This is a genomic window from Mesorhizobium sp. P2_A8 (assembly GCF_056404935.1).
In genome coordinates this window covers 554,590-578,229 of record NZ_JBFUDB010000004.1, presented here as the reverse complement: position 1 = coordinate 578,229, position 23,640 = coordinate 554,590, and the positions used below count along the sequence as shown (strand labels likewise).

The 23,640-nt window shown below is 61.3% G+C and carries 23 protein-coding genes and 1 pseudogene; 9 read left to right on the top strand and 15 right to left on the bottom strand.

What is annotated here, in order from left to right; translation table 11 throughout:
• The 6 genes from AC1D10_RS15215 to AC1D10_RS15190 all read right to left on the bottom strand — a co-directional run bounded on the left by AC1D10_RS15215 (window position 1) and on the right by AC1D10_RS15190 (window position 3,606).
• Complete coding sequence (locus AC1D10_RS15215) at window positions 1-276, bottom strand: hypothetical protein (protein WP_477273044.1); 276 nt, start codon at window positions 274-276, stop codon at window positions 1-3.
• Window positions 277-413: 137 nt separating this feature from the next.
• Window positions 414-839, bottom strand: a complete 426-nt coding sequence (locus AC1D10_RS15210; protein WP_477273042.1) for a hypothetical protein — start codon at window positions 837-839, stop codon at window positions 414-416.
• Window positions 829-1,488: a hypothetical protein gene (locus AC1D10_RS15205; protein ID WP_477273040.1), complete on the bottom strand. Its 660-nt coding sequence runs from the start codon at window positions 1,486-1,488 to the stop codon at window positions 829-831. Before AC1D10_RS15205 ends, AC1D10_RS15210 begins: the two co-directional genes overlap by 11 nt.
• Window positions 1,489-1,527: 39 nt before the next feature.
• On the bottom strand, window positions 1,528-2,451 hold the full coding sequence (locus AC1D10_RS15200; RefSeq protein WP_477273038.1) for a hypothetical protein: 924 nt from the start codon (window positions 2,449-2,451) through the stop codon (window positions 1,528-1,530).
• A 398-nt stretch (window positions 2,452-2,849) separates the two neighbouring features.
• The gene (locus AC1D10_RS15195) at window positions 2,850-3,401 is read right to left on the bottom strand and encodes a hypothetical protein (protein WP_477273036.1); all 552 of its coding nucleotides are present in this window, start codon (window positions 3,399-3,401) and stop codon (window positions 2,850-2,852) included.
• Window positions 3,370-3,606, bottom strand: a complete 237-nt coding sequence (locus AC1D10_RS15190) for a helix-turn-helix domain-containing protein (protein WP_477273034.1) — start codon at window positions 3,604-3,606, stop codon at window positions 3,370-3,372. Before AC1D10_RS15190 ends, AC1D10_RS15195 begins: the two co-directional genes overlap by 32 nt.
• Before the next feature lie 93 nt (window positions 3,607-3,699).
• Between AC1D10_RS15190 and AC1D10_RS15185 the strand changes: the two genes are divergently transcribed.
• The 7 genes from AC1D10_RS15185 to AC1D10_RS15155 all read left to right on the top strand — a co-directional run bounded on the left by AC1D10_RS15185 (window position 3,700) and on the right by AC1D10_RS15155 (window position 8,314).
• Window positions 3,700-4,296 carry a helix-turn-helix domain-containing protein gene (locus AC1D10_RS15185; protein WP_477273032.1) on the top strand — a complete coding sequence of 199 codons (597 nt, stop codon included), beginning with the start codon at window positions 3,700-3,702 and terminating at the stop codon, window positions 4,294-4,296.
• A gap of 315 nt (window positions 4,297-4,611) precedes the next feature.
• The gene (locus AC1D10_RS15180; protein WP_477273030.1) at window positions 4,612-5,706 is read left to right on the top strand and encodes a hypothetical protein; all 1,095 of its coding nucleotides are present in this window, start codon (window positions 4,612-4,614) and stop codon (window positions 5,704-5,706) included.
• Complete coding sequence (locus AC1D10_RS15175) at window positions 5,696-6,007, top strand: primosomal protein N' family DNA-binding protein (RefSeq protein WP_477273028.1); 312 nt, start codon at window positions 5,696-5,698, stop codon at window positions 6,005-6,007. Before AC1D10_RS15180 ends, AC1D10_RS15175 begins: the two co-directional genes overlap by 11 nt.
• Before the next feature lie 2 nt (window positions 6,008-6,009).
• The gene (locus AC1D10_RS15170) at window positions 6,010-6,195 is read left to right on the top strand and encodes a hypothetical protein (RefSeq protein ID WP_477273026.1); all 186 of its coding nucleotides are present in this window, start codon (window positions 6,010-6,012) and stop codon (window positions 6,193-6,195) included.
• Complete coding sequence (locus AC1D10_RS15165; protein ID WP_477273024.1) at window positions 6,192-6,767, top strand: hypothetical protein; 576 nt, start codon at window positions 6,192-6,194, stop codon at window positions 6,765-6,767. Before AC1D10_RS15170 ends, AC1D10_RS15165 begins: the two co-directional genes overlap by 4 nt.
• The gene (locus AC1D10_RS15160; protein WP_477273022.1) at window positions 6,764-7,903 is read left to right on the top strand and encodes a hypothetical protein; all 1,140 of its coding nucleotides are present in this window, start codon (window positions 6,764-6,766) and stop codon (window positions 7,901-7,903) included. Before AC1D10_RS15165 ends, AC1D10_RS15160 begins: the two co-directional genes overlap by 4 nt.
• 57 nt (window positions 7,904-7,960) lie before the next feature.
• Entirely contained in the window at window positions 7,961-8,314 is a 354-nt protein-coding gene (locus AC1D10_RS15155; RefSeq protein ID WP_477273020.1) for a hypothetical protein, read from the top strand.
• Between the two features lie 393 nt (window positions 8,315-8,707).
• Here AC1D10_RS15155 and AC1D10_RS15150 read toward each other — a convergent pair whose 3' ends face one another.
• The 5 genes from AC1D10_RS15150 to AC1D10_RS15130 form a co-directional block, all read right to left on the bottom strand.
• Window positions 8,708-9,340 (bottom strand): class I SAM-dependent methyltransferase, encoded by a 633-nt coding sequence (locus AC1D10_RS15150; protein WP_477273018.1) that lies wholly within the window; start codon window positions 9,338-9,340, stop codon window positions 8,708-8,710.
• Window positions 9,341-9,447: 107 nt separating this feature from the next.
• Window positions 9,448-9,861, bottom strand: a complete 414-nt coding sequence (locus tag AC1D10_RS15145) for a nuclear transport factor 2 family protein (protein ID WP_477273016.1) — start codon at window positions 9,859-9,861, stop codon at window positions 9,448-9,450.
• 83 nt (window positions 9,862-9,944) lie between these two features.
• The gene (locus AC1D10_RS15140; RefSeq protein WP_477273122.1) at window positions 9,945-10,544 is read right to left on the bottom strand and encodes an NADPH-dependent F420 reductase; all 600 of its coding nucleotides are present in this window, start codon (window positions 10,542-10,544) and stop codon (window positions 9,945-9,947) included.
• A 93-nt stretch (window positions 10,545-10,637) separates the two neighbouring features.
• A complete protein-coding gene (locus AC1D10_RS15135; RefSeq protein WP_477273014.1) occupies window positions 10,638-11,390 on the bottom strand; it encodes an SDR family NAD(P)-dependent oxidoreductase in 753 nt (250 codons plus the stop codon).
• Window positions 11,391-11,439: 49 nt separating this feature from the next.
• Entirely contained in the window at window positions 11,440-12,174 is a 735-nt protein-coding gene (locus tag AC1D10_RS15130) for an SDR family NAD(P)-dependent oxidoreductase (protein ID WP_477273012.1), read from the bottom strand.
• 228 nt (window positions 12,175-12,402) lie between these two features.
• On the opposite strand from AC1D10_RS15130, the gene AC1D10_RS15125 reads away from it, so the two are divergent.
• Window positions 12,403-13,299, top strand: a complete 897-nt coding sequence (locus AC1D10_RS15125; RefSeq protein WP_477273010.1) for a LysR family transcriptional regulator — start codon at window positions 12,403-12,405, stop codon at window positions 13,297-13,299.
• A gap of 365 nt (window positions 13,300-13,664) precedes the next feature.
• Here AC1D10_RS15125 and AC1D10_RS15120 read toward each other — a convergent pair whose 3' ends face one another.
• The 3 genes and pseudogenes from AC1D10_RS15120 to AC1D10_RS15110 all read right to left on the bottom strand — a co-directional run bounded on the left by AC1D10_RS15120 (window position 13,665) and on the right by AC1D10_RS15110 (window position 20,172).
• The gene (locus tag AC1D10_RS15120; protein ID WP_477273008.1) at window positions 13,665-14,282 is read right to left on the bottom strand and encodes a DUF2062 domain-containing protein; all 618 of its coding nucleotides are present in this window, start codon (window positions 14,280-14,282) and stop codon (window positions 13,665-13,667) included.
• A gap of 504 nt (window positions 14,283-14,786) precedes the next feature.
• Window positions 14,787-15,206: pseudogene (locus AC1D10_RS15115) on the bottom strand (SDR family NAD(P)-dependent oxidoreductase); the annotation flags it as partial.
• 118 nt (window positions 15,207-15,324) lie between these two features.
• Complete coding sequence (locus AC1D10_RS15110) at window positions 15,325-20,172, bottom strand: nSTAND1 domain-containing NTPase (RefSeq protein ID WP_477273006.1); 4,848 nt, start codon at window positions 20,170-20,172, stop codon at window positions 15,325-15,327.
• A gap of 147 nt (window positions 20,173-20,319) precedes the next feature.
• Here AC1D10_RS15110 and AC1D10_RS15105 point away from each other — a divergent pair, with 147 nt between their 5' ends.
• Complete coding sequence (locus tag AC1D10_RS15105; protein WP_477273004.1) at window positions 20,320-21,180, top strand: DUF1194 domain-containing protein; 861 nt, start codon at window positions 20,320-20,322, stop codon at window positions 21,178-21,180.
• Between the two features lie 440 nt (window positions 21,181-21,620).
• Here the strand turns inward: AC1D10_RS15105 and AC1D10_RS15100 are convergent, their stop codons facing one another.
• Complete coding sequence (locus tag AC1D10_RS15100) at window positions 21,621-23,483, bottom strand: TPR end-of-group domain-containing protein (RefSeq protein ID WP_477273002.1); 1,863 nt, start codon at window positions 23,481-23,483, stop codon at window positions 21,621-21,623.
• Between the last annotated feature and the right edge of the window lie 157 nt (window positions 23,484-23,640).

Here is a 23,640-nt window from a genome sequence, read left to right as displayed (position 1 = left end):
CTATCTGTGCTCCACCGGGATCACCCGGCCTTTGCGGAAGATGCGCTCGGCCGCGTCGCGGGCGCTGGTGATGGTCTCGCCGTCGCGCCTCATCTGCCCATTGAAATAGCGGAGGAGATGCTCTGTAACAGCCTTCCATGCCTCTGCCTCGGTTGGGAATAGCATGGGCGTGCCTTTTGGGCCCAGAACCGGCTCGGGCTTGCCATCCTCGGCGAAGCGCAGCATGGCGTGATGGCCGCCGACGACCGGCGTTGTGAAGCCTGCGAAATGGTTCAAAGCATGCTCTCCTGGCGGGGATGGAATAGGGGTGCGGAGGGACGACTGTGCGATCGGCAATGATGGTCGGATCGGCCTCAGCGAGCTTGCGGGCGCACAGACGATGGCTAGCGCGATGCGATCGGTTGTCGGAAATATCAAATAATCCCCGCCGCAAAGCGATCGGCCTCGCTGTCAGCCTGGCCCCGGAGCCGCGCGATCAACTCGGGATGCGACCAGATCGTTGACCGAAGTGCCACGGCCTCGGCCATGAGCATGCTGTTGAGCGTTTCGAGACTTGCCCGATACCAGTGCTGACCAAGATGAAAGTTCGCCAGGAACCGTTCGGCGCCAAGCACGATGGTGCGCGCCACCGGCATTCCGGGCGTCCAGACGACATGGGCGAAATGAAGCCTCTCCCATCGGCCTGGCTGGAGCAGCGGCAGATGGCCTTCGATGTTCTCGGCCGTCGCGAGGCGGAACACTCCAGGATCGGCATCGAAGCCTACGGCGCAGACCGCGGCATAGCCGGCGTTCTTGCGGCGCTGCAAAAGGTTGCGCGGCATGGCGATGTCAACCGGCATCTTCTTGCGCCTCGCGCCGGCGACGCACTTCCTCGCGCTTGCGTTCCTTCCGTCGCTTCTCGATCTCCCTGATGGTCAGGCGCCGAAAGCCCCGGCTGGTGCGGACCAGACCAAATTCCTGCTCGATGCCGGCGAGGATCTGGCCGAGCACCCGGCTCTTGACGTCGTGCAGCGTCTGCCTCGACATCATGTCGCTGCGGTGCTTGTCCCAAACGCGGGTACAGAACTCGGGACCGTAGCCACCGGCGTGCGCCAAGAACGTCCGCTTGTAGCGCAGCGCGTCTTGGCCTTGCCGCCCTGCCCGCACGAACCGAAGCAAGTCCATGATGTCGACCATCCGGTCTACGGCCGACTCATGAACGACGATGCGAACCTCGGTGTCGTCGTACTGCGGCATACCGTCGATCAAGCGTGCCAGCTCGCGCACGCGCCGCTCGTTCTCGGTGTCGCGCGCCGACGGCATCGCCGAGCCGACCTTCGACACCATGCGGCGCTCTTGGTCCCGCATGTTGCGGGCCGTATCGACGGCATCGGCAAACAGCAGCCAGAGCAGGTCTCGCGGTGTCGGCAAACCTCGCTTGCTGGTGACGAAGAAGATGTCCTCGGCATGGCGCATGTGCTCGATGAAGCGGTCGATCCGCTTCTCCAAGTCCGCCGGCGTGTCGAGAAAAAGACGTACCATTCCCAATCAACCCCGAACCGCCGAATCAGGTGCCATTTTCGTTGCCGATGGTGCCAAATTGGTTACATCGTTGGCAAGCGAAAGATCGTCGGGCCAGCGTGTTTTTCCGAGGATGATCTTCGCGACCTCGCACTTTGCGGCTTTGTCTTCGCCGTACTTTGCCCTGACGTGGCGCAGCCACGGACCCCACTCGGCACGATCAGGATGGATGCGGTAGTACCCGGCGCCATCGAGGTCCGGCGCGCCATAGACGATCTCGAACATTTGGGCGGACAGGTAGACCGACAAGCGCGGTATCTTTTCCCGGCGCAGCTTGCAGTGGCGCAGGAACACCCGGATGCAATCGGCAGCGCGCTGGCGCTTGTCGGCTGGGAGGTTCATCAGCTCCCGCTCGGCGACGTCGCGTTTGCCAAGCTGCTCCTGCGGCCAGGAGGAAACCATTTTGTCCAAAAGACCATCTATCAGGGGGGTAAGGGGGGAGATTTTTTGAATGGGTTCTTTGTATGTGTCGCATCCACCGTTAAGCGGTAAACCAGTTGCCGGATTTTCAGGAAGCGGTGAGGCCGCTTCCTTGTTTTCAGAACGCGGTCCGTCCGCTTCCTGATTTTCAGGACGCGGCAGAGCCAGGCTCCCGGGCACTGCATCGTCATGGATGGTGTAGTTGAAGGCGCCGAAGCGCCCGTCTGAACTCTTGGTCTGCTCGCGCTTGAGATAGCCGACTTGCTCCAGCTTTTGGAGGATCCGATAGACCTTGTCGCGGCCGATGCCGCCTTCATTCTGGAGGTTCTTGACCGACACATTCCAGTCGTGCGGCTTTGCCAGCAGATAGACCAGCACGCCACGCTCCTCGAACGTCAGCCTGTCGTCACTGGCGACAGCGTTCGGGATGATGGCGAACTGGTCTGACCGCTTGCGGGTTATGATCGTCATGTCGTCGCTCTCTCAACCGTGAGGAGCGGCAATTCCTACAAGTTACAAATGGTATTGCCGTTCGGTACTTAAGTTCATTGCCTATCCGATCGACGCCATCACTGCCGATAGGATTTGCTTCGTCATGCTAGGGCCGACAGTTTCTCCCAGATATGCCGCTGCCGCGACCAGATGCACCGTTGCCGCCCGCTCCGCTGCGGACACTCCGATACTTCTGGCCGTTGCGCAGAATCCGGCCATCACGGCCTTTACTTCGCCGTTTACTGTTGGCCCCTCGTCAGTCTGCTTCATTTTAGTTAATTCCTCCGGAATGTTTCAGGCCGAAACATTGCGTGGGTGACATAAGACCAAGTCATTGCCGGAGGAAATCAAGACTAAGTTAGCAGACGCTGGCATAATCACCCCTGCTCTCTGGACCGAGTGGCATTTGCCAAGGGGTCGTTGGCCGGCTCCAGTGTGGAGCCGGCTTTCTGGCAGAGCCGGTTGTAGCGGGCTAGAAGATCGAAGATGGCTTTACCGCGCCAGTTGGACGCTTCGCCATACCAGGCTTCCCGCACGCGCCAGAAGCCGCGCGGATAGCCGAGATTGTCACAGGCAGCATTGATCTGGGCCTTGATGCTCATGCCTGGCTTGATAGGACCGGCGGCCTTGAAGACCACCCGTTGTAGCTCTTCTGCAATGTCTTGCATCGATTCCTCACTAAAAGCAGGAGAAGGAACGACGATCCGTCGGGATTCTCGGATGCCCTGTCGGACACCTCCAACAATTTCCGCGCCATTGTCGCCATCGGTGCAAGGAGGCTGCGAATGGCGACTGACGATGATACCTGGATACCGCTTGGCCTCGCGGCTTGGGCAGTTGTTGAACGCGCCGGCCACCTTCGGACGGAACGAGGAACCCTGTTGATCGTGCCACGGGTCAAGCCGGAGACTGTCGCTTCGCAACGACATCAGCAGCCTCCTTGCCCAACCAGTCGTTTGCTGTCACCGCGCCGTCGGTCATAGCGACGATGCGGTCGAGATATGGTTGCTTCGGCATCCGACCGGCTTCGTAGCGATCGACGGACAGGCGCGTACAGTCGATCAGCCGACCAACGTCGGCCGTGCTCAGGTCGCGCTGTTCGCGCCAGTTTTTCAGGGGATGATGATCAACCATGCTACACATTTTGCACCATTCTGGTTACACGTCAAGATTTGTAACCAATCTGGCGCAGTTCCGCTGTGAATTATTTTGAGGTACCGCCGTGGCATGGAGAACGGAATCAGGCTCTTCCGCGAGAAAGTGGGTATCAGCAAATCCGAGTTGGCGCGCCGCGTTGGCGTTACGCGCCAGCAGCTTGGCCGCCTCGAGGATGGCCACCGCAAGCTCACGACGGAATGGGCCGCGAAGATAGCGCCGCTCCTCAATTGCACGCCCCAGGAACTCTTGTTTCCCGAACTCGCGCGCGTCGACACCACACGTTTCAACAACGTGTTCGAGATCGCCAGTGGCCGTGGAAAACGCCCGGAATTGCCTGGACTGGCCATCGAGCCCGAATTTCTGGCACGGATGCTGCCAAACTCGTCGGGCCACAACCTCCGGTTCATGATGGTCGACGCCTACCAGGCCAGTGACCTCGTCACCAAAGGTGATGCACTTGTAATCGATACGGATGACAACGAACCGACGCGACCGGGCCTTTACGCCCTCGACATCGGCGGTGTGGTGCAGTGGCGCTACCTTTCGCCGACCACAACTGGTGCGATTCAGGTTCATAGCGACAACCCTGCAGCGATCAACGAAACCGTCGCTCCTGCGGAATTGAAGGTTATTGGCCGGGCTCGGCTGAGAATATCCACACTCTGATTTGCTTTTTTTGCTCTAGGTGTAACCATTTCGGCTACACCTCTTGCAATCCGCACCAAATTGGTTACGATCACTTCACGTAGAAGGATCGCAAGACCGATGGCCCAGTTCCCCCTGGTTGTATTTCCCCATCATGGCTGGCGATCGTGTGTTGAGTATCTGCGTGTTCCCGGCCGGGCTAGTGGTGGCCACTCCTCCCGCACCAGTTCGGCCGGGTCCTTCCAACATAGGCAGCAGACAGCACCCGCGACCGCTTGGTCGTGCCCTTTTTGGTGCCAAAATGGTTTCACGTATGACGCAAAAGGATTCGCTCGAATGACCGATCAATACGCATGGTGGCGTCACGCTTTGATGCTGGCCGGCGGCGACTGCCGAGAGCTGACGCGCGACCAACTGGCCCTGCTCAGCGTCTCCGAGGATAGCCCCGAGTCAGGATTTTTCAGGAACCGTCCGTTCAAGAATTCGCCATTCATTCCTGTCGCCATCTGGCGCGACACGGCGGGCAAAATCATATGCCTGCAGGGTGGCGAGGAAGCCAACGCGCTGCGCGTCTGGAGCTACGCCTGCCGCAACCCGATCACCGAAGCGCTCTATCACTCGGTCCTGGCCGGCGGCGCATGGCCGGACGAGCCGCCCTCGGTGGCGAAGGAACACAACCTGCTGGAAAAGACCGGTGACCTGCACAGGGACCTGACAGTCGAACTCGCGGCCGAGAAGGAAATGGCGGAAGCCTTCCTCAAAGAGGCGATCACCACGCAGGAACAGGCGGATCAAGCCGCCATCTGGTCGAAGCGGCTAGCTACGATCGCCAAGAAGGCCACCGACCAGCACAAGGTCGAGAAACAGCCGTCGCTCGATGAGGGCCGCACCGTCGATGACAAGTGGCGCGACCTCAAAGAGCAGCCTGCCGAACTGTCGAAACGCCTCAAGCGGCATACAGACGCCTTCCTGCAGGAGCAGCACCGGCTGGAGCAGGTGCGCCAAGCCAAAGCGCGAGAGGACGCTGACCGCATCCGGCGCGCGGCCGATGCGGCGGCTCGCAAGGTCGCTGAAGCCGAGCGCGCCGCCGAAGTGACGGCATCCACCGGCGTCGCGTCATCCTTCGAGGTCGGGGCCCAGCGGGAAGCGGACCTTGAGGCGGCACAGATGGAAGCCGATCGCTTGGCACAACAGTCGGCGGCGGCGGACCGGGAAGCACAGGCGCGCAACGCCAATGCCGGGAGGACCGGCGCGCGCATCTCGCTGCGCACCTTCGTCTCGGCGCGCATCGTCGACTACGAGAAGGCGCTCCTGGCGCTGAAAGATCACCCCGAAATGAAAGCGCTGGTCGAGCAGCTTGCCAACCGTGCCGTCAAGGCCGGGCTGGAGCTGGCCGGCGTCGAGAAAGTGGAGGACCGCCGTGCAGCCTGAGAAAATCGTCGCCGTCAAATTCGGCGAGAGCGACAAGACCTATGACTATTTCGCCGGCGCCTTCGACGTCGCCGTCGGCCAGCGGGTCATGATCCCGATGCGCGGCCGAGAGGTTTCGGTCGTGGTTGCGGAGATCAAGACTCACTCCGAATTGGCGAAGGTCGAGATCCTGCGCATCGACATGCGCACCGACGAACAGCGTCAGCAGAAGCACCCCAACGGCGTCCACATGTGGTCGCCCGACGGCACGCTACTGGACGAACACGGCAACCGGTCGATGTTCGACGACGTGGACCAATAGCCATGAGCCCGGTTCGCCTCACCATCATCATCCTTTGGCTTCCCGTGATCGTCATCGCCTTCGTCGGCACGCTGCTGCGCGAGGGGCGCGCGGCCTGCTGGTACGCGTGGAACGAGGTGCGGATCGAGCACGACGAGATGCGCCGCTACTGGCGCAACAATCAGTTTAACCCCGAGGATTGGAAATGAACGCCACCTGCTCAATAGATGGCTGCGAGCAGCAACGCAGCGCTCGTGGCTGGTGCAAGAAGCACCACCAGCGCTGGCTCCGACATCGGGATCCGCTTGCCATTCGGAGGCCGCAACCAGCGCAAGACTTTCTGCGCGATGTTGTCTTTCCATACGAAGGGAAGGACTGCCTGTTCTGGCCATTCGCCACGAACAAGGATGGCTATGGGATCGTATGGCAAGGCACCGTGCACCGGATTGTGTGCGAGAGGCGCAACGGACCGCCGCCGACGCCTGAGCATGAAGCGGCGCATTCATGCGGCAACGGCCATCTCGCATGCGTCGCGGGACACCACCTGTCCTGGAAAACCCATGTGGAAAACATGGCCTACCGCATCCCTCATGGCACCCACAGCCGCGGCGAACGCTGCGGCAAAGCAAAACTCACCGAAGATGAGGTCAGAGCCATTCGGGTCCTGACGGCGAGAATGCCGCAAGGCGACATCGCCAAGATTTTCGGCGTCAGCAGCCAGCACATCAGCAAAATCCAAAGCGACCAGCAATGGTCGCATCTCAAGGGAGCAAAATCATGAACGAACGAGCCAAGCTTCCCGCCAGCTTAGAGGCCGGCGCGATGGTCAGCGCGATCATCCCGTCGAATTTGGAGGAGACCTGGAGGCTATCCACCATGATCGTCGAGGCAGGGCTGGCGCCACAGGCGCTGGTCGGCCGCGAGCCGGGCGAGAATGCCACGCCGGAAAGTTGGCAGCGTTGGGGCAAGAAGGGCACGAGCGCGGTCGCCATTGTCATCATGTCGGGCGCGGAGCTTGGCCTGCCGCCCATGGTGGCGCTTCGATCCTTCACCGTAATCGGTGGCAAGCCTGCGCTCTACGGCGATGGTCTAATCAATGTTGTTCGGAAGTCCGGCAGAGCGAAATCCCTAGAGCTGGGCTACCTGCGTGACGCGTCGAAGGAAGCGCTGCTCAATCTCGGCCTACACAAGGACGTGGTCGCTCAGATGAACACCGTCGACGAGCGCACCATCGGCTGGTGCAAGGCGGTTCGCATCGATACCGGCGAAATGAAGGTCGAGGCCTACTCGGTCGCTGACGCCAAGCAGGCAGGCCTTTGGGATGAGCGCCCGACGCGGCGCGGCAAGGTCTGGAAGAACAATCAGCAGGTATGGGGCGATGTCCCCAACGACTCTTCCTGGTTTCGTCATCCCAAGCGCATGCAGCAGTGGCGAGCGGGCGGCTTCTGCCTCCGTGAGCTTTTCGGCGACGTCCTCGGCGGTATCCGCGACGAGTTCGAAACTCGCGAGATCGCCGGCGAGCTGATCGAGCACGACGACGAACCCGCACCCACAGCGAGGCTCACCCCACCATCGCCGCCGATGCCGCCGAGCCCGGGCACGCCGACCCGCATCGACACGATTCCCGATAACGGGTTCGACAGCGACATGGAGAACATGCACGACGGCGCCGAGGCTTCCGAGCAGGGGGAAGGTGAGCCGTTCGACTACGGCGCGGGGAAAGTATTCAATTTCGGCAAATTCTTCGAGGATTTGCAGATCGGGCTCGCCAACTCGAAGACCGAGGCCGAGGTTGAGGAAATCTGGACCGAGTTTGACGTGGAAGCGCGGTTCCAGGACGACGCGGACAGCCGCCAGTTGGCGGACCGTATCAAAGGCCGGCGGCTGGCGGCCCTCCATCCTTTGAATGTAGGCTGATATGGCCAGCCGGATCGCAACCCTGCCTGACCACGGCGCCCAGGTGCTCGGCCCCCCGTGAAGTGGAGGCCGCGGCCGCTCTCGGTCAAGGAAAAGCTGGAGATTGTCGTTCGCCAGCACGGCAAGGAACCAGGTGGCGCACGGCTCAACCCGCTCGACGGTGTCCAGTTCGATCACGATCCCGCGCTGCAACGGCGGCGCTGGGACGCAGAGACCGGGGATACGATCCCGCCGTCGTGCGCGCTGGATTTCATCATCGCGCTCAACAAGCCGACCCACGGCGCCAAGACGGCAAACGTGGACGTGCCCGAGATCGCGAAGCTCAAACGCCTGGAAGGCCGCACCAGTCAGAAGAAAAGCGGACGGAAGATCCCGTCGCAGATGTTGGAATCGAGGCCGTTTCGAAGCTGAACGGGAACGTCCCAACTATATGGAGAAAATAAACGGCTGACAAAATGCGCCACCATAGATCTATTGACGCACTTGGAAGCGCATAGTGAACATCGGAATTCCCAAAGTCGAAGTGCAGATTAGCAAGAACCGGCACCGTCGATCTCATTTTGTCTGTCGCGCGGCGCGATGGGATAGTGTCAACGGGGCACCTGTCGCAAGCCTCTAACCCCGAACGTCGAGGTTTTGAAGGCACATCGGGACAAGCTTTCTCTGAGCAAGGGCCGACAGCGGGCGATCCGGTTCTAACCGGTCTGCGGTAAGCTGTCGTTCCGAACCAACCCACAATCGGTCTTCGCGTCAAAGCGGCCTCCTGTACGAGTTCCGACCACGTCGTTGGCGAATGGCTCAGTGTTAGATCTTCAAAAATCGATAGGCGAAGCGATCGGTCTTGCCCTTGATCGAGGGATCGAAGACCTTGATCGAGTGTGAATCGTCCTTGTTCGCGAGGATAGTGCTTTCCGCGTCCAGTACGAAGCCGGCTGCCTCTACCTCCTCGCGAACGGATGCAGGTTCAATCCGATGCAGCGACTGGGCGTCGCTCGTACCCGCCCCTGCAGCGGCGGCGTGATCGACGATGACGTACGATCCACCGAGCTTCAGCCGCTCGTAGACGGCTCGATTGAAGTCGGCCGCCGTCGCGCCCTTGGCCTGGATCAACGCGGTGTGGAGATCGTGGTAGAACAGGTGCAACCACACGACATCGGCTGGCTGGGTGACCTCCGGCATCGCGACGAGGTCCGCCGTGACGGCTTCGACGTTCTCTCGGCCCGGCTCCTTCGCGAGCGTCCGCATGAGGCCGACCGGATCGTTCTTGAAGTGGGCGACTTCGGCCGGCACGAAGCTGTAGACCCGCCCCTCTGGTCCGACGATGTCGGAGAAGAGGCGCGTCCAGTCTCCGTCGCTAGGGTAAACGTCGATCACGGTGGAGCCCGCCTCGATGCGTGCGAACCGGATCAATTCGGATAACTTGGATTGGTCGTACATCGGAATCTCCTTTAGGGTTGGGCATTCGACGAGTGCGCGGCGTACAATGAGGCGATTTTCGGCTGTTCCACCGTCTACCCCGAGCCGATGGCTGCGGATGGCCAGCGCTACTCAGGCCCAGACGCGCCCATCTGCGCGGCCCGCGCCAGTGCTTGCGTGTCGACGTATTCCCGGATGTTGGTCAGCCTGCCACCCCGGACCGTGATGGCAAAGATCCAGTCATCCTCAAATGTCTTGTTCGTCGCTTTGATCTTCCCCCTCGCGAAGCCGAGTACGAGGACCCGGTCTCCTTGCGCCACGAACTCCCGAGGTTCAGAGGACGTTTCTATCGACTTGGATGCCGTCTCAAGCAAATCCGCCAGCCCGGCGTGTCCGCAGTGCGTTCCGGCCAGCGGCCAGTCTTTGCCCGGTATGATCCACTCGATGTCTTCGGCGACCAGCGCCATCAGAGCCTCCCTGTCGCTGCGGTCGATCGCGGCGAAGAAGTCCTTCACGGTCTGGATGTTCTTCTCAATGCTCATGGGAATTTCTCCATTTCGCACTGATCGCATCGCGCTCGATCCGATCCGTGCATCGTGGCCCTGCCGGTTGGCAGTCGTGTTCATCAGTCGAACTTGACCAGGTCCTTGAAGATCAGATGACCCCAGCTATTTCCGCGCGCCTGGACCAGCAGTCCACCTTCCGACAGCCCGCCAAGCTTGATCGGCGCGAAACCGAGATTTTCCGCAAGCACACCAATCTCCGCTGCGGCGTCGTCATCGTCGCTCGCCAGGAACACGACCCTCCTGCCACCATGTACGGCCGGATCCTGATCAAGGACGGCAGCGACCAAATGATTGAAGCCCTTGACCAGCCTTGCACCAGAGAATGCCTGTGCAACGAACCTGGAAGAAGGCTGTCCTCCCAGTTTTTCAGCGGGCACGCCGTAGGCATTGGTCACATCGACGATGGTCTTGCCCTGCCAGGTGGCGAGCGCCTTGGCGACCTCCGGGTGCGACTCGAAACGGACAGCCAAAAAGATGATGTCCGCCTTGACCGCGTCCGCCAGCTTTTTGGGAATGACCGTGGGCCCGATCGCGGCCGCAGCGGACGCAAAGCGTTCCGGGTCGCGCGTGGTTGCAACGGACACGTCGATGCCTTTACGGGCAAACGCCTTGGCCAAAGCCTGGCCGATATTGCCGAAGCCGATAATTGCGAAGCTCATAGTGTTTCTCCTACCTTGTGTTGGAACTAACGTTTGAGAAGCGGGGGCACCTACTGGCGGGGCTGAAGGGCCAGCCACGGGACCGCGCCGGGGTCAGACCTGCGCCATGCCTCCATCGACGGCGAGATCCACGCCGGTGATGTAAGAACTTTCATCGGAGGCGAGGAACGTGACAGCAGCCGCGATTTCCTCTGGTTTGCCCCTGCGACCCATTGGGATCTGTGAAGCAAACTGGGCGACCGCTTGCTCGGCTTGCTCAGGGGTAAGGCCCGTTGTTGTCTCCAACGCGGGGGTCTCGATTGCTCCGGGGCTCATCGTATTTACTCGGATTTTGCGGTCTTTCAGCTCTAGAGTCCAAGCGCGCGAGAAGTTGCGCACTGCCGCCTTACTCGCGGCATATGTGCTAAACCCCGGCAACCCCAACACGTTCGAAACCGAAGAATTCAGAATAATCGAACCGCCATCTTTGAAGAGGGGAAGGGCCTTCTGCACCGTGAAGAACAGCCCCTTCACGTTCACGTCGAAGGTCTGGTCAAAGTGGGCCTCAGTAGCTACTGCGAGCGGTGCGATTGTCCCCGCGCCAGCGTTCGCGAAGAGAACGTCGATATGACCATGTTCCTCTTTCACGATGGCATAGAGGCGATCAATATCTTCCAAGCGCGACACGTCGCCCACGACCGTCGTAACGTTTCGTTTGATCAAGGCCGCGGCCTCCTTCAGCTCCTTTTCTCGTCGCCCAGTGATCACGACGTGCGCACCTTCCTCCACGAAGCGCTTGGCGGTGGCCAACCCGATCCCGCTGCTTCCACCCGTGATGACTGCGACTTTGCCTTCAAGTTTTTTCATGATCTTCTATTCCTTCATTGTGTGGCCCAGACGCGGGATCGCGCCGGGGTCAGAGTTGCGCCAGGCCGCCGTCGACGGCGACTTCGCTGGCGGTCATGAAGCTGCTGTCCGACGACGCGAGGAAGGCGGCCACGGCCGCGATCTCCGTCGGATCGGCCATGCGCTGGAGCGGAGTCATCGCGCCGTAGGCCTTCTGGCCTTCCTCGCCCAACGCCTCCTTCGCGAGTTCGGTCGCCGTCGCTCCGGGCGACAGCACATTTACGCGGATGCCGGTGCCCTTCAGGTCTTCCGCCCAAGTCCGTGCGAGGTTGCGCACTGCGGCCTTGCTCGCGCTATAGGCAGTGAATCCCGGAGCGCCCGTGGTGCCGGCGCTCGATCCGGTCAGGATGATCGAGCCGCCCTGGCCCATCAGCGGCAACGCCTTCTGGACCGTGAAGATCGTACCCTTCACATTGGTGTCGAAGGTTTCGTCAATGTGCTCGGCGGTGATCTGGCCGAGCGGAAGCGGGCTTCCCGCCCCGGCATTGGCGAAGACGATGTCGAGGCTTCCGCGCTCGGCCCTCACCGCCGCGTAAAGCCGGTCGAGATCGGCCTCATCCGAGACCGAGCCCTTCACCGCGCGGGCATTGGGCCCGAGCTCAGCCACGGCGGCGTCCAGCGCTTCCTGCCGGCGGCCGAAGATGAAAACCAAGGCGCCCTCCTCGATGAAGCGCTTTGCCGCAGCGAGGCCGATGCCGGTAGCGCCGCCGGTTATCACAGCGGTCTTTCCATTCAGTCTGTTCATGTCATGCATCCTTCGTTTCGCCGTCTCGTGTCTTTGGCTGTACGGGGAAGTCCCGCGAGAGCCCCAAGATGGGTTCGCCGAAGTCGGGCGGTGAGTGCGCAATCGCGCACATCGGTGGTGCGAAAACGATCCAGCTAGATGATTGAACGCCGCGACGGCCGCGCGAACTACGGCTGAGAGTGTTAGAATGGGCTTTGCAAACCGCACTGCGCTGCGCAGGAATGCACCATGATCGACTGGGATGACGTTCGTTACTTTCTTGCCGCCGCGCGCGGAGGCTCGGTGCGGGCTGCCGCCGCGCACCTCGGGGTGAATCATTCAACCGTGCTGCGACGCATCGCCCAGCTCGAGGAACGTCTCGGGGCGCAGATGTTCGAAAAGCTGCCTTCGGGTTACCGCCTGACGGCTGCGGGCGAGGAGGTGCTCGAGCTCGCGAACCAGATGGAAGCGTCGTCGCACCAGCTGGAGACGCGCGTCTTCGGGCGCGACCAGAGCGTGCGCGGACTCTTGCGGGTGACGTTGGCGCCGACCCTCGCGACACACCTGCTCATGCCGGACTTTGCCGATTTCGCGCGTCTGCATCGCGACATCGAGATGGAAATCCTGTCGTCCGGCGAGCTGGCAAATCTGACCAACCGAGAGGCCGACGTGGCGATCCGCGTCGTTTACGACCGCAAAAGCCTGCCGCTCAATCTTCACGGCCTGAAGGGACCGGAGCTGTTCGGCGGTGTCTACATGTCCCGGGATCGACTGGCCGCATGGCGTGCGGGCGCGCCTGATCCCATCCGGTGGATCGTCATAAGCATTCATGGAATTCCGAATTGGGCCAGCGAGGGTGAGGTTCGCACCACGGGGGGGCCATTCAGGACCACGGACGGAGAGGCGCAGATCGTTGCTGTACGGCAAGGGCTCGGGATCACGACACTGCCGTGCTTCATTGGCGATGCCGACCCCCTCCTGGTGCGGGTGCCGGGCACCGACCTGCACATGTACGGAACAGTTTGGCTTCTCACACAGGGCGAGACACGCAAGACGAAGCGCGTGCGGCTCTTCACGGAGTTCGTATCCCGCAGGCTCGCCGCGTACGCTCCGCTTCTCGCGGGGCTGTCCATATCGCGCGACTGACGCCCGGCAGGCCGCCGGCGACGCTTGCCGTGGAATTGGCCGTCAGAGAAACGCTTGGCAACGCTTGGGCCGTTAGCGGAATGGCGGTGAGCCAGGCGAGACTTTCGCTTGATAGGCAGTGGCCAAACAAGAACGCCCCAGCCCGTCTCACGGCAGGGGCCGTTGGCGGCACGTTCAAACCAAGCATCGCCTTTGCGGCGTTCAAGGTGGCTGCGCTGAAACCAAGGCTTGTTCCCCGACGCGCCTTGCGCTCAAAAGAGGAGCGTACGGTCGTAGAACGCGGCCCGACCAAGAAATGAGAGTCTTTGGCAGCAGCGGGAATAGCTGCGTCCAAGTCCAACCGAAAGAAAAAAGACCGCCGCAATTCACCCGCCAGAACGGCGATGTCGATCCGGCAGCGGGGGTGATGACGCGATGTCTTCCTGCTGATGGAGCAGGCCCCCCTTTTCGGCCAGTCGCTTGCGCCTCTGTTCGCGGAAGGCTGTCATGCCATAGCGGGTGATGCCATAGAACAACAGGCCTAAAATCAGGCCGAGTGGCACCGCGCCAAACAGCATGGGCTTTAAGACCGGTGCCCACAATTGCGAAATTGAAAGGGTCTGCAACATCTCACTCAAATTGACTGGCCGTTCGTGACTTTGCATGTGGCCGTGCAACATGATCTTGCCGGTCTCCCAGGACGCTCCCACAACAAATGGGAGGGTCAGCGGATTGCCAAAGACAAACGTTCCTAACCCTGCCGCCACCATGTTTCCTGCGATCAGCCAGCACACGATGGCGGCAATGGCGAAATGGGACCCCAATGGAAAGAACGACGCGAAAACCCCAGCCGCCACCCCAGCCGCGACGGCATGTGGACTGGCGTTCAGCCGGAGAATGCGCTTTGAAAAATACTGAAGCGATCGCGAGAAAGAGCGGCGCGGCCACATATAAGTGCGTAAGCGCTCGAAGAGACCATCAGGATTTCGGCGTCTAAAGAGCACTCTCTGGCCCACTTCAGACGCGATCGGTTGAAGGGATTGACCTCGTCTCTGAAAAAAACGCAGTCTGTGCTGCTTTGTTCCGAATTGCTGATCAGCCGGGAGACCAAAGCGGGAGCGCGGATAGTCGGGCTGCAGCCGGAAGCAACCCAGGCTGAGAGCACGGCATATTTTTGTGCCGAGTTGGCAAAGCGTCTGGGTATCGGCATTCCGCCGACGCGGCAGCCACCGGCGTGGATGTTGCACTGCTGCTAGGCGTGCGACATCCTATCGGCGAAACTCGAAAACTTTGGGCTGATGAGCTTGAAACTTTTTCGGCCACACTTTCAGAAGCGACAGGGGCGCACGCGACGGGAGGCGGTGTTCAGGTCCTCGGCAGCCCGATCAAGGCGCTGGGGCATCTTGTACGACAACTCGAGCTCTATGGAGGCGAGCCACTAGTCGCGGGTGAAGTTGTTACGACAGGCACGCTCACGCAAGCGCTGCCCGCCGTGTGTGGCGAATTGTGGCGTAGGTGCTAAACGCCGGAACACCCAACACGTTCGACACTGAAGAGTTCAGGATAATCGAACCGCCGTCTTTGAAGAGAGGAAGGGCCTTCTGCACGGTAAAGAACAGACCTTTCACGTTCACATCGAAGGTCTGGTCAGAATGGGCCTCAGTAGCGACCGCGAGCGGTGCGATTGTCCCTGCGCCCGCGTTCGCGAAGAGAATGTCGATGTGACCATGTTTCTCTTTCACGACGGCATAGGGGTGGTCCAGATCTTCCAAGCGTGACACGTCGCCGACGACCGTCGTAACGTTTCTCGTAATGAAGGCTGCGGCCTCCTTCAGCTCTTTCTCTCTTCGCCCGGTGATCACGACGTGCGCACCTTCTTGCACGAAGCGCTTGGCTGTCGCTAATCCGAGCCCGCTGCTAGGCCAGATGACCGAATGGCGGCTGTTAGGAGCAAAGAAATTTTGGCACGAATGACCTGAAATGCGACGCTAAGTTGCCCGTTGCGGCGGCCGGCTCAAGCGGCAAAATCTGACCCCGCTGCCGACATCAGCCCGGACAAGTACCAGTTGAAGGGTCTTCAGGCAGGAAGAAGCTTCGCCGCTCGCAAGAAGTGAGTTCGCGAGGCACGGTCCGCCGGGCGAAGTCAATGAGGTCGTTGGGTGTCCGGAAGACGCGAACGATACGGACCCTCTCTTCGCCGGAAATAATTGCGACCCGCGTGCCGTCGGAAGTGAAAGCCGCGCGTGTAAGGCCCGGTCGAGCGTCCGCCTTGTCGTGGCTGGCAAGGATGGCAATCTGGCGCCCCGATTGCGTCGCCCACAGCCTGACCGTGCGATCTTCGGACGACGCGGTCACGACATACAAACCACTGGCACTGAACTGGGCACTGTCCACCGCGCCGCTGTGGCCCCTGAGAACGGTCTTTTCCAGTCCGCCAGGGACGCTCCAGATCCGGACGGCTCCGTCGCGTGAGGCAGTCAGCAGCGACTGACCGTCCGGGTTGAAGGCGACCACCGTCACCTCGTCGGTATGTCCCTCCAGGGTTGCGACGTTTGCTCCGTCCGTGGTCGACCAAATTCGGGCCGTATGGTCGCGTGAGCCCGTGGCGACCAGTTGACTGTTGGGGTTGAAGGCCGCTGCCGTGATGCGATCGCGATGCCCCACAAGAGGTTTGAGCTCAGCCCCGTCCGCCTTCAGGAGGTAGCCCGCATTGTCTTCCTTGGCCGCGAAGATCAGACGTCCGTCGGGGCTGAGAATGGCCTGCGGCAGCTTGCTGCTTGTATTGATGACGGCCAGCTCGGTACCGGTAGCCGCGTCCCACAGCTGGGCGGTACCGTCGATCGATGCGGAAACAAGCAATTTGCCATCGCGACCAAACTGGATCTGGATCAGCCCGCCATGTGATTGGAACCGGGCGGTCTCGAATCCCCTGGCCACCTCCCAAATTCGGACCTGGCCCTCAAGAGATGCCGTCGCGACGCGCCTTCCATCGGGACTGAACGTCGCGCGTTGAACGATCTCATGGGTATCGAGCCGCATGATCTCGCGCCCGCTCACAACATCCCATAGATGCACCGCGCCGTCGCCGCCACCCGTCAGCAGGTGGACATTGTCGGGACTGAAGACCGCGAAGGTCGGCCGATATTCATGAGAGAGCGTGGTCGTCAGGGCGCCGTCGACATCCCACAGCCGAGCGGTGCCATCGTGTGAAGCCGTGAGAAGAATGTTGCTGTCAACCGGGCTGAATTCCAGATGCTCTACCAAAGAATCATGACCAGCGATCGTCGTGACCTGCGAGGCTCGTTCAACGTCCCAGATGCGGATCGGCCCATTGACGGAAGCGGTCGCCAGGAAGCGGTCGTCCGGGGTGAACGCACCGTTCATCTCCTCATCGCGTTGGTCAGCACCGATATCGGCCAGCCTCAAACCCGAAACCTCCTGGCCGAGCAGGCCATGCGGCGTTCCCGACGCTCCATCCCATATCCGGGCAGCGCCATCGAGTGATACCGTGGCAATTCGCTGACCCCCGTGGCTGAAAATCACGCCATTCAATTGCATGTCGCTTTCGTGGCCGGCCAACTTTGCGATCTCCGTTCCTGTCGACACATCGTAAAGGCAGGAAGTACCGCCGTACGAAAGCGGTGCCCACGCGCCAGCCAGCAGCCGGCTTCCGTCGGGACTGAATGCCAGGCTGTAGGGCAGGAAGTTCATTCGGATTGACCGTGTCAGTGCGCCATCTGCGGTATTCCAGATCGATACAACATGCTTGTGTGCCGTCGCGAAGCTGCGACCGTCCGGACTGAAGTCAGCCCGTGCATATCCATCGCTGCCTACACTCAGGACTTTCTTCCCTGTCCGGACGTCCCAGAGCACTGCATCGCTGTTTTCCCCCGCCGTCAGCACCTGCTTGCCATTCGGGCTGAAGATTGCCGTTGGATAATTGCCTACCGGCTGCAGGATGGAGAGCTGTTCTCCCGAGATGGCGTTCCAGAGGCGCGCAGTGCCATCTCTCGCGGCCGTTACGATCCGGCTCCCTTCAGGGCTGAATTCAGCCCGCTCCACGGCCCCTTCATGACCTTTTAGAACTGCAGTTTCGACACCGCTGGAGATGTCCCAGACGCCAGCAGTTTTATCGTAGGATGCAGTGACGATGCGATCGCCCGTCGGATTGAACGCCGCGTCCGCCACACCGGCGCCATGCCGGAAGATTTTGATCTGGTGGTGCGCCAGCAGGGCCTTGTAGAGGGCTGCCTCCGCTTCAAAGAGATATGGCCGCTCGGACTGGTCTTTCGAGGAAAGTGCTTCGAGCGCCAAGAGGATCGCAGCCTCGGTGTTGCCTGTCGCCGTGGACTGCTGCGACAGAAACGAGAGCGAAAGAGACTGATTGCGCAGCGCCTGGTCGCGTTGCCAGCTTGCTTCCTCCTGCGCCTTGAAGGCGACCAGTGCGCCTGCGCCCGCCAGGAGAGCGAGCACCATCGCCACAATCGCGGCATTGCGCGTACGCCGGGCAAGCCGGTTTGCCGCGGCAGCCGCGAGGCTCCGGCGCTCGGCCTCGCGCTCCAGCCGCTCGCGTTTTGCCTGTTCGGCGGCCTCGATCAGCGCCAGTTCTGCGTGCCGGTCCTTCTCCTCTTTCTGCTGATGGGCACGCACGGACGCCTCGATGTATTCAAGGACGTCATCATCGACCTCCTCCCGCCTTGACAGCAGCAGCTCCTCGCCCTCCGCGAGGCGTTTGCCGGACGGAAGGAGAAGCTCCCGATTCCTGCTCTCCAGGTGCCATCGGTGGGCGTCGGCCCTTAGGCGTTCGCGCGTTTCGAGGAAGTTTCGGTTTGCATTCACAATGTCACGGGCGCGCGGCCAACGGCTCAACAGTGCCTCATGGGCAACGCGGACGAGGACATGCCCTCCGGCGTCCTCATCGCTGACGAGGAGCCGTGCGTCGATCAGGGCCCTGACGAGGGCCGATCGCGCGGGGGTGCCTGCAACTTCGGTGAGCAAGGCCGGACGTGCCGTCACCGTTTCATCGCTCGGATTTGCCGTGGTGAGGGCGCGCAGCACCGCGGGCAAAGCCTCCTGGATCTCGGGCGCGAGCAAGTCTACGACTTCATCGGCGCGGCGCGCGATTGCGCCTTCGAGCCCGCCGAGCGCGCGATAATGCGCAAAGGTGAGCACTCGTCGCTCGCGACCGGCCTCGTACAACGCGTCGAGTACGAACTCGAGAAGCGGCAATGATCCGGGATCGGCAGCTGCTGCCTCCTGCAGCACATCATCGAGCCGCCCCAACTCGGCACTCTCCCCGAAGCGGAGCCCGGCAACGCCCGCCGGTTCGCGGATGATCTGCCCGATCTCTGGGCCAGTCGGCGGCAGGAGTTCGTAGCTGGCGAGCCCGTCCCTGAGCGCCGAGAAACCCGGGACCTCACCACAGCGGTGAAAGAAGTCCGAACGGATCGCCGCGATCACCCAGACCAGTCCGCTCGCGGCCAGCGCCGCCATGAGCCGCACAAGGGCCTCGCGCGTCGCCGGCTCCCTCTCCGTCGTAAACAGCTCCTCCAGCTGATCGATGGCGACAAGCAATCTGATCTGCGGACGGGCCGGCCCGGCGGCCTTGCCAAGAGCCTGTCGAACCATCGCCAGTGCCTTATCCGGCGCGCTCCTGCAGAGTCGGGCAAACTCCGCCGCTGTTACTTCGCAGGCCAGCTCCGGCACGGCAGCCTCGCGAAGCAGTGCCGCGGCCAGCACAGCGAATGCATCCGGTCCTTCGGAGAGGCGGATCAGGCAGCGGCGCCACAAGGATATGCCCGCCACGGCTCCAGGCCGGGTCAATGACGGCAGCAGGCCAGCGCGCAGGAGGGAAGACTTGCCGCAACCGCTCATTCCGTAGATGAGCAGGAATGCCGTGCCGCTGGCTGCCTGCTGCTCCAGTCTTGCAGTGCAGGCAGCAATCGCCCGCGTTCGGCCGAAGAAGAGGTCGGCATCGTCGAATTCGAATGCATCGAGACCGCGAAAGGGCGACCTGACCGGTTCCTCCGAAGCAAGGGGGATGCGGTAGATGCGCAAGGCGCGTGCGACGTTCTTCAGCTTGTGCTCGCCGAGATCGACGAACTCGAGTTGCGAGAGTCGGTCTTGAGCCTGGGCGTGGACCGCCTCCGTGACGCAAATCCCGCCCGGTCGTGACAATTTTTGCAGATGAGCGGCAACCTCGACGGCCTCACCCGCGAGGTGGTCGCCCTCGGCAACGACATAGCCCAGGTGAACACCTATCCGGAAGCGCAGGCGCTTCGTCGCGGGAATTTCGCAGTTTCGCCTATCGACTTCATGCTGGATCTCACTCGCACACCGCATCGCCTCGACAGGGCCGGTGAACTCGGCCACCACGCTCTCTTCGGCGCTCCAGAACACGCGACCCGCATGTTGCACCAGCAGCCGATCGATGATCTGCCTATACGCCCGGAAAGTTGCAGCAGGGATCCGCTCATCCTTGCCTGTCGGCCGGCCCTCGGCGGCCACTTCGGCGGCCAGAATGGTGGCCATTCTCGGTCCGGCATTTGAGGGAAGGACCAGCCTGTAACCGCGCCTCGGCACTGTCTGCACGACGGCCTGCCCATTGTCGTCGAGCGCCGCACGGATCTCGTGAATGCATTGCACCAGGCTGTCATCGGTCACGGCTACACCGTTCCAGACCGCCTTCATCAGGTCGTCCTTGGTGATGACGCGATCAGCGTTCTCCAGAAGGTGGCGGAGCACCGCGAAGGTCTGGTGGCGAAGTGCGATTGTCCTGTTGAACTTGTCGCGCAAGGTCTCGCTGCTCAGATCGGCGGTAACGCCGTTGAGTACGAACGTCGTCGGGGGCGAGCTATCCAAGCCGGTTCCCTCAAGCACGAAGCCCCAGTCCAATTGTTCGATCTTAGCACGGTTTCGCGCTGCGAAGAGTGTTCACCTTCCCGACCGGCGGGGAGCGCAGATTTCGGCGAATGATCGGAAGCCGTTCGTGACCCGGAGACGCCTCGGACCGACAATTGCAATGTCAGCGAGAGGCTAGCCATGGACTACTTGGTGCAGATTGCTCGATGTGCGGGTGCAAGACCGATGTTACAGCTCACGGGCGTCTGCCTGCTCAGTCTGTTCTTCGCGATGGCGTCACAGGCTCACTCGTCCGACCGTCCCGCGGACGACCTGGCCGTAGTCGATCTGCAATTGATCCTTGCCGTGGACGTCTCGCCTTCGATGAGCAAAGTTGAGCAAAGAGTGCAACGCGACGGCTACACTGCTGCCTTCCGCCACGCGGACATCGCGAGGGCAATCAAGTCGGGAGAGCGCGGCAGAATCGCAGTGCTTTATCTGGAGTGGGCGGGGCCAGGTCAGCAAACAGTCATTATCCCTTGGACAATTGTCGAAAGCCTCGACGATGCTCTGACTTTGGCAGACAGGCTCGCGGCGCTGCCGTTGACTGAAGGCCGCGGAACGTCGATTTCCGGCGCATTGTCAGCCGCGAATGATCTGTTCGCGAAGAGTGTTTTGCGCAGCCCGCGCAGGGTTATTGACGTATCCGGCGACGGACCCAACAATGCCGGAGCGCTCCTTGAGCCCATCCGGCAGATTCTTCTCGCGGAAGGTGTAACGATCAACGGGCTGCCTATCGCACTGGCCCGCATTGGCGGGGCCGACGGGTTTGCGATGTACGACCGTTCCAACCTGCAATCCTATTTCGAGCGCTGCGTCATTGGCGGACCAGACGCATTTGCAATCGGCGTCACCGAGGCCGCTATGTTCGCCACCGCAGTCCGCCGAAAGCTGGTGCGTGAAATCTCCATGTACATGGGTCAGGTGATCTACGCCGCCTACACCGCGCGCTCAGACCGCACTGTCGATTGCAACGTGATCGCTCAGTTGCCGGGCCGGTAACGATAGGCGATGCGGTGACCGCGATGTGGAGGGCGGGCAGCAACGGAATGCCTTTCGCGCACCGCTGCCCACAGTCAAATTAAGTCTGCTTGTGGACCCCGAGGCAGCCATTGCCCTCAGCAGCGGTGAACGCCGTCGAAGGGTCGAGACGGGACGTTAGCGCTTGTCCCCACGTAGGTCTGGAAATGGCGTGACCACGCCCCCCCCACAATGATCCTCCGCGATGTCTGCTTCCGGGCACCAGCAAGATCTGTCGATATGACCGAGATTGGCGCATTGCAGACTGGCGGCTCTTGGGCCGAAAGCGGACCGGCAGCTTCGGGCCTCAAATTTTCAATAGCGGACCCTCAAGTCCGTGCGAGCAGCGTCGTGAGTTGGCCCGAAGCGGTCGTCGCTATTGGGCGGCAAGGCGCCGCCAAGATGAGGTCCACTCGTTGCAGTTAGGTTGCCAGTTCAACTATTTTCTGCCAGCGAGGATGATTGTGAAGCTTGGCGAAGTCAGAGTCCTGTTTGACCCATGCCTTGGTCTCGTGATTTGCCTGCGGGAGTAGACGCGCCAACAGATCTAGCGCCGGCTCGGCATCCTCCAGAAGCGAGTAGACGCAAGCAGCATTGTATTGGGTTAGAACATCGTCGGGGTCAATGGCCAACGCACGCGACGTCCATTCCCTCGCACGGGCGATCTCTCCAATTTCGGCTAGAGCAATGGCGCCTAGATAGGCTGGGCGCGGGTTATCGGGATGTATAGCCAACTCGCCTTCGGCCAGCTTAACTCCTGCGCGCGCTGCATCGACAATATCCTTGTCCCGGCCTAGGGAACGGTAGATCTGGATCAGCAGGATCTGGCTCTGGTAGTCATCTGGCTTGATCTCAACCGCCCGTTCGTATAGCCGCGCGGCTTGATCGACTTTGCCCTGCGCGAAGGAGGCACGAGCGAAAAAGTAGTGGGCCTCATACAGGTTAGGATTCAGGGCAATCGCGCGTTCAAATTCCGTCTCAGCCTCAGGATAACGCTCCCCGAGCGATAAGGCCAATGCGCGCGAAGCATGAGCCTCGGACAGGCCACCCTCAAGATCGAGTGCCTTGGCGCTGGTGGCCAGGATGCTCTCAATCGAGATGTTCTCATGGTAATGCAAGAACAGAAAGGAGTCGCAGTCGGCGATCCCGGAATACGCTCGGGCATAAAGCGGATCAAGTTCGACCGCTTTCGAAAACATTCGCCTCGCAAGCGTGTAATATGCTCTCGAGTTCCTGTGCAGGAACTGGCGTCCTCGAAGGTAGTATGTGTAGGCATCCATGTTTTCGGTTGGCGCTTGGCCAACGATCTTTTTCTCCTCCGGCAGAAGCTTTACCTTCAGTTGGTCAACTATTGTTCTGGTTATCTCATCCTGTATGGCGAAGATGTCAGTCAGGTCGCGGTCGTAACGATCGGCCCACACATGCGTGCCGTCCTTGCCATCGATCAGCTGCGCTGTGATGCGCACGCGCTGGCCGGCCTTGCGGACGCTGCCTTCAAGCACCGTTGCGACATTGAACCGCCGGCTGACCTCCTGCACGTCGACGGACTTGCCCTTATAGGTGAACACCGAATTGCGGGCGATCACCGACAGGCCGGAGATCTTCGAGAGATCGGTGATGATGTCCTCGGTGATGCCGTCGGAGAAATACTCCTGCTCCGGGTCGCCGCTCATGTTGTTGAACGGCAGCACAGCGATCGACGGTTTTTCCTTCGCCGGCGCTGGCTTGGGCGACGCCGCGCCGTTCGTCACGCGCGGCGGCGGAGCGCCGGCGAACAGGTCGACGTTGTAGACTCGAACCGGCCGGTCGATGTTCTTCAGCGTCTGCTCGCCGGTGTCCTCGAAGGAGAGATCGAGCCGGTTACCGACATTGTCGCGGACCGAGCCGGACACCGCGACGCCGCCGGGCTTGGCGATGCTTTCGATGCGCGCCGCGATGTTGACGCCGTCGCCATAGATGTCGTTGTCCTCGAAGATGATGTCACCGAGATGGACGCCGATGCGGAATTCGATGCGGCGCTCCTCCGGCACGTCGACATTGCGCTCGCGCATCCGGCGCTGGATGTCAGCGGCGCACGCCACAGCATTCACCACGCTCGGAAACTCGACAAGCATGCCGTCGCCGGTGAGCTTGACGATGCGGCCCTGGTGTTCGGCGATCTTGCCGTCGGCCATCTCGCGCCGATGCGTCTTGAGCGCCGACAGCGTGCCGGCTTCGTCGAGCCCCATCAGGCGGCTGTAGCCAACGACGTCGGCGGCCAATATTGCGGTCAGGCGGCGTTCCATACTCGGTTGCCCCGCTTGTTTCGGAGGCATACCTTATCAGTTTCCCCGCGTCGCAAAGCGGCTTTTCGCCGACCAGAGGAAGAATACCGGCTTCTGCCCAAGGGCAAACGGATAAACCACAGCTCGAATGTCCGTTCATGCCGCGATCCGGCCTATC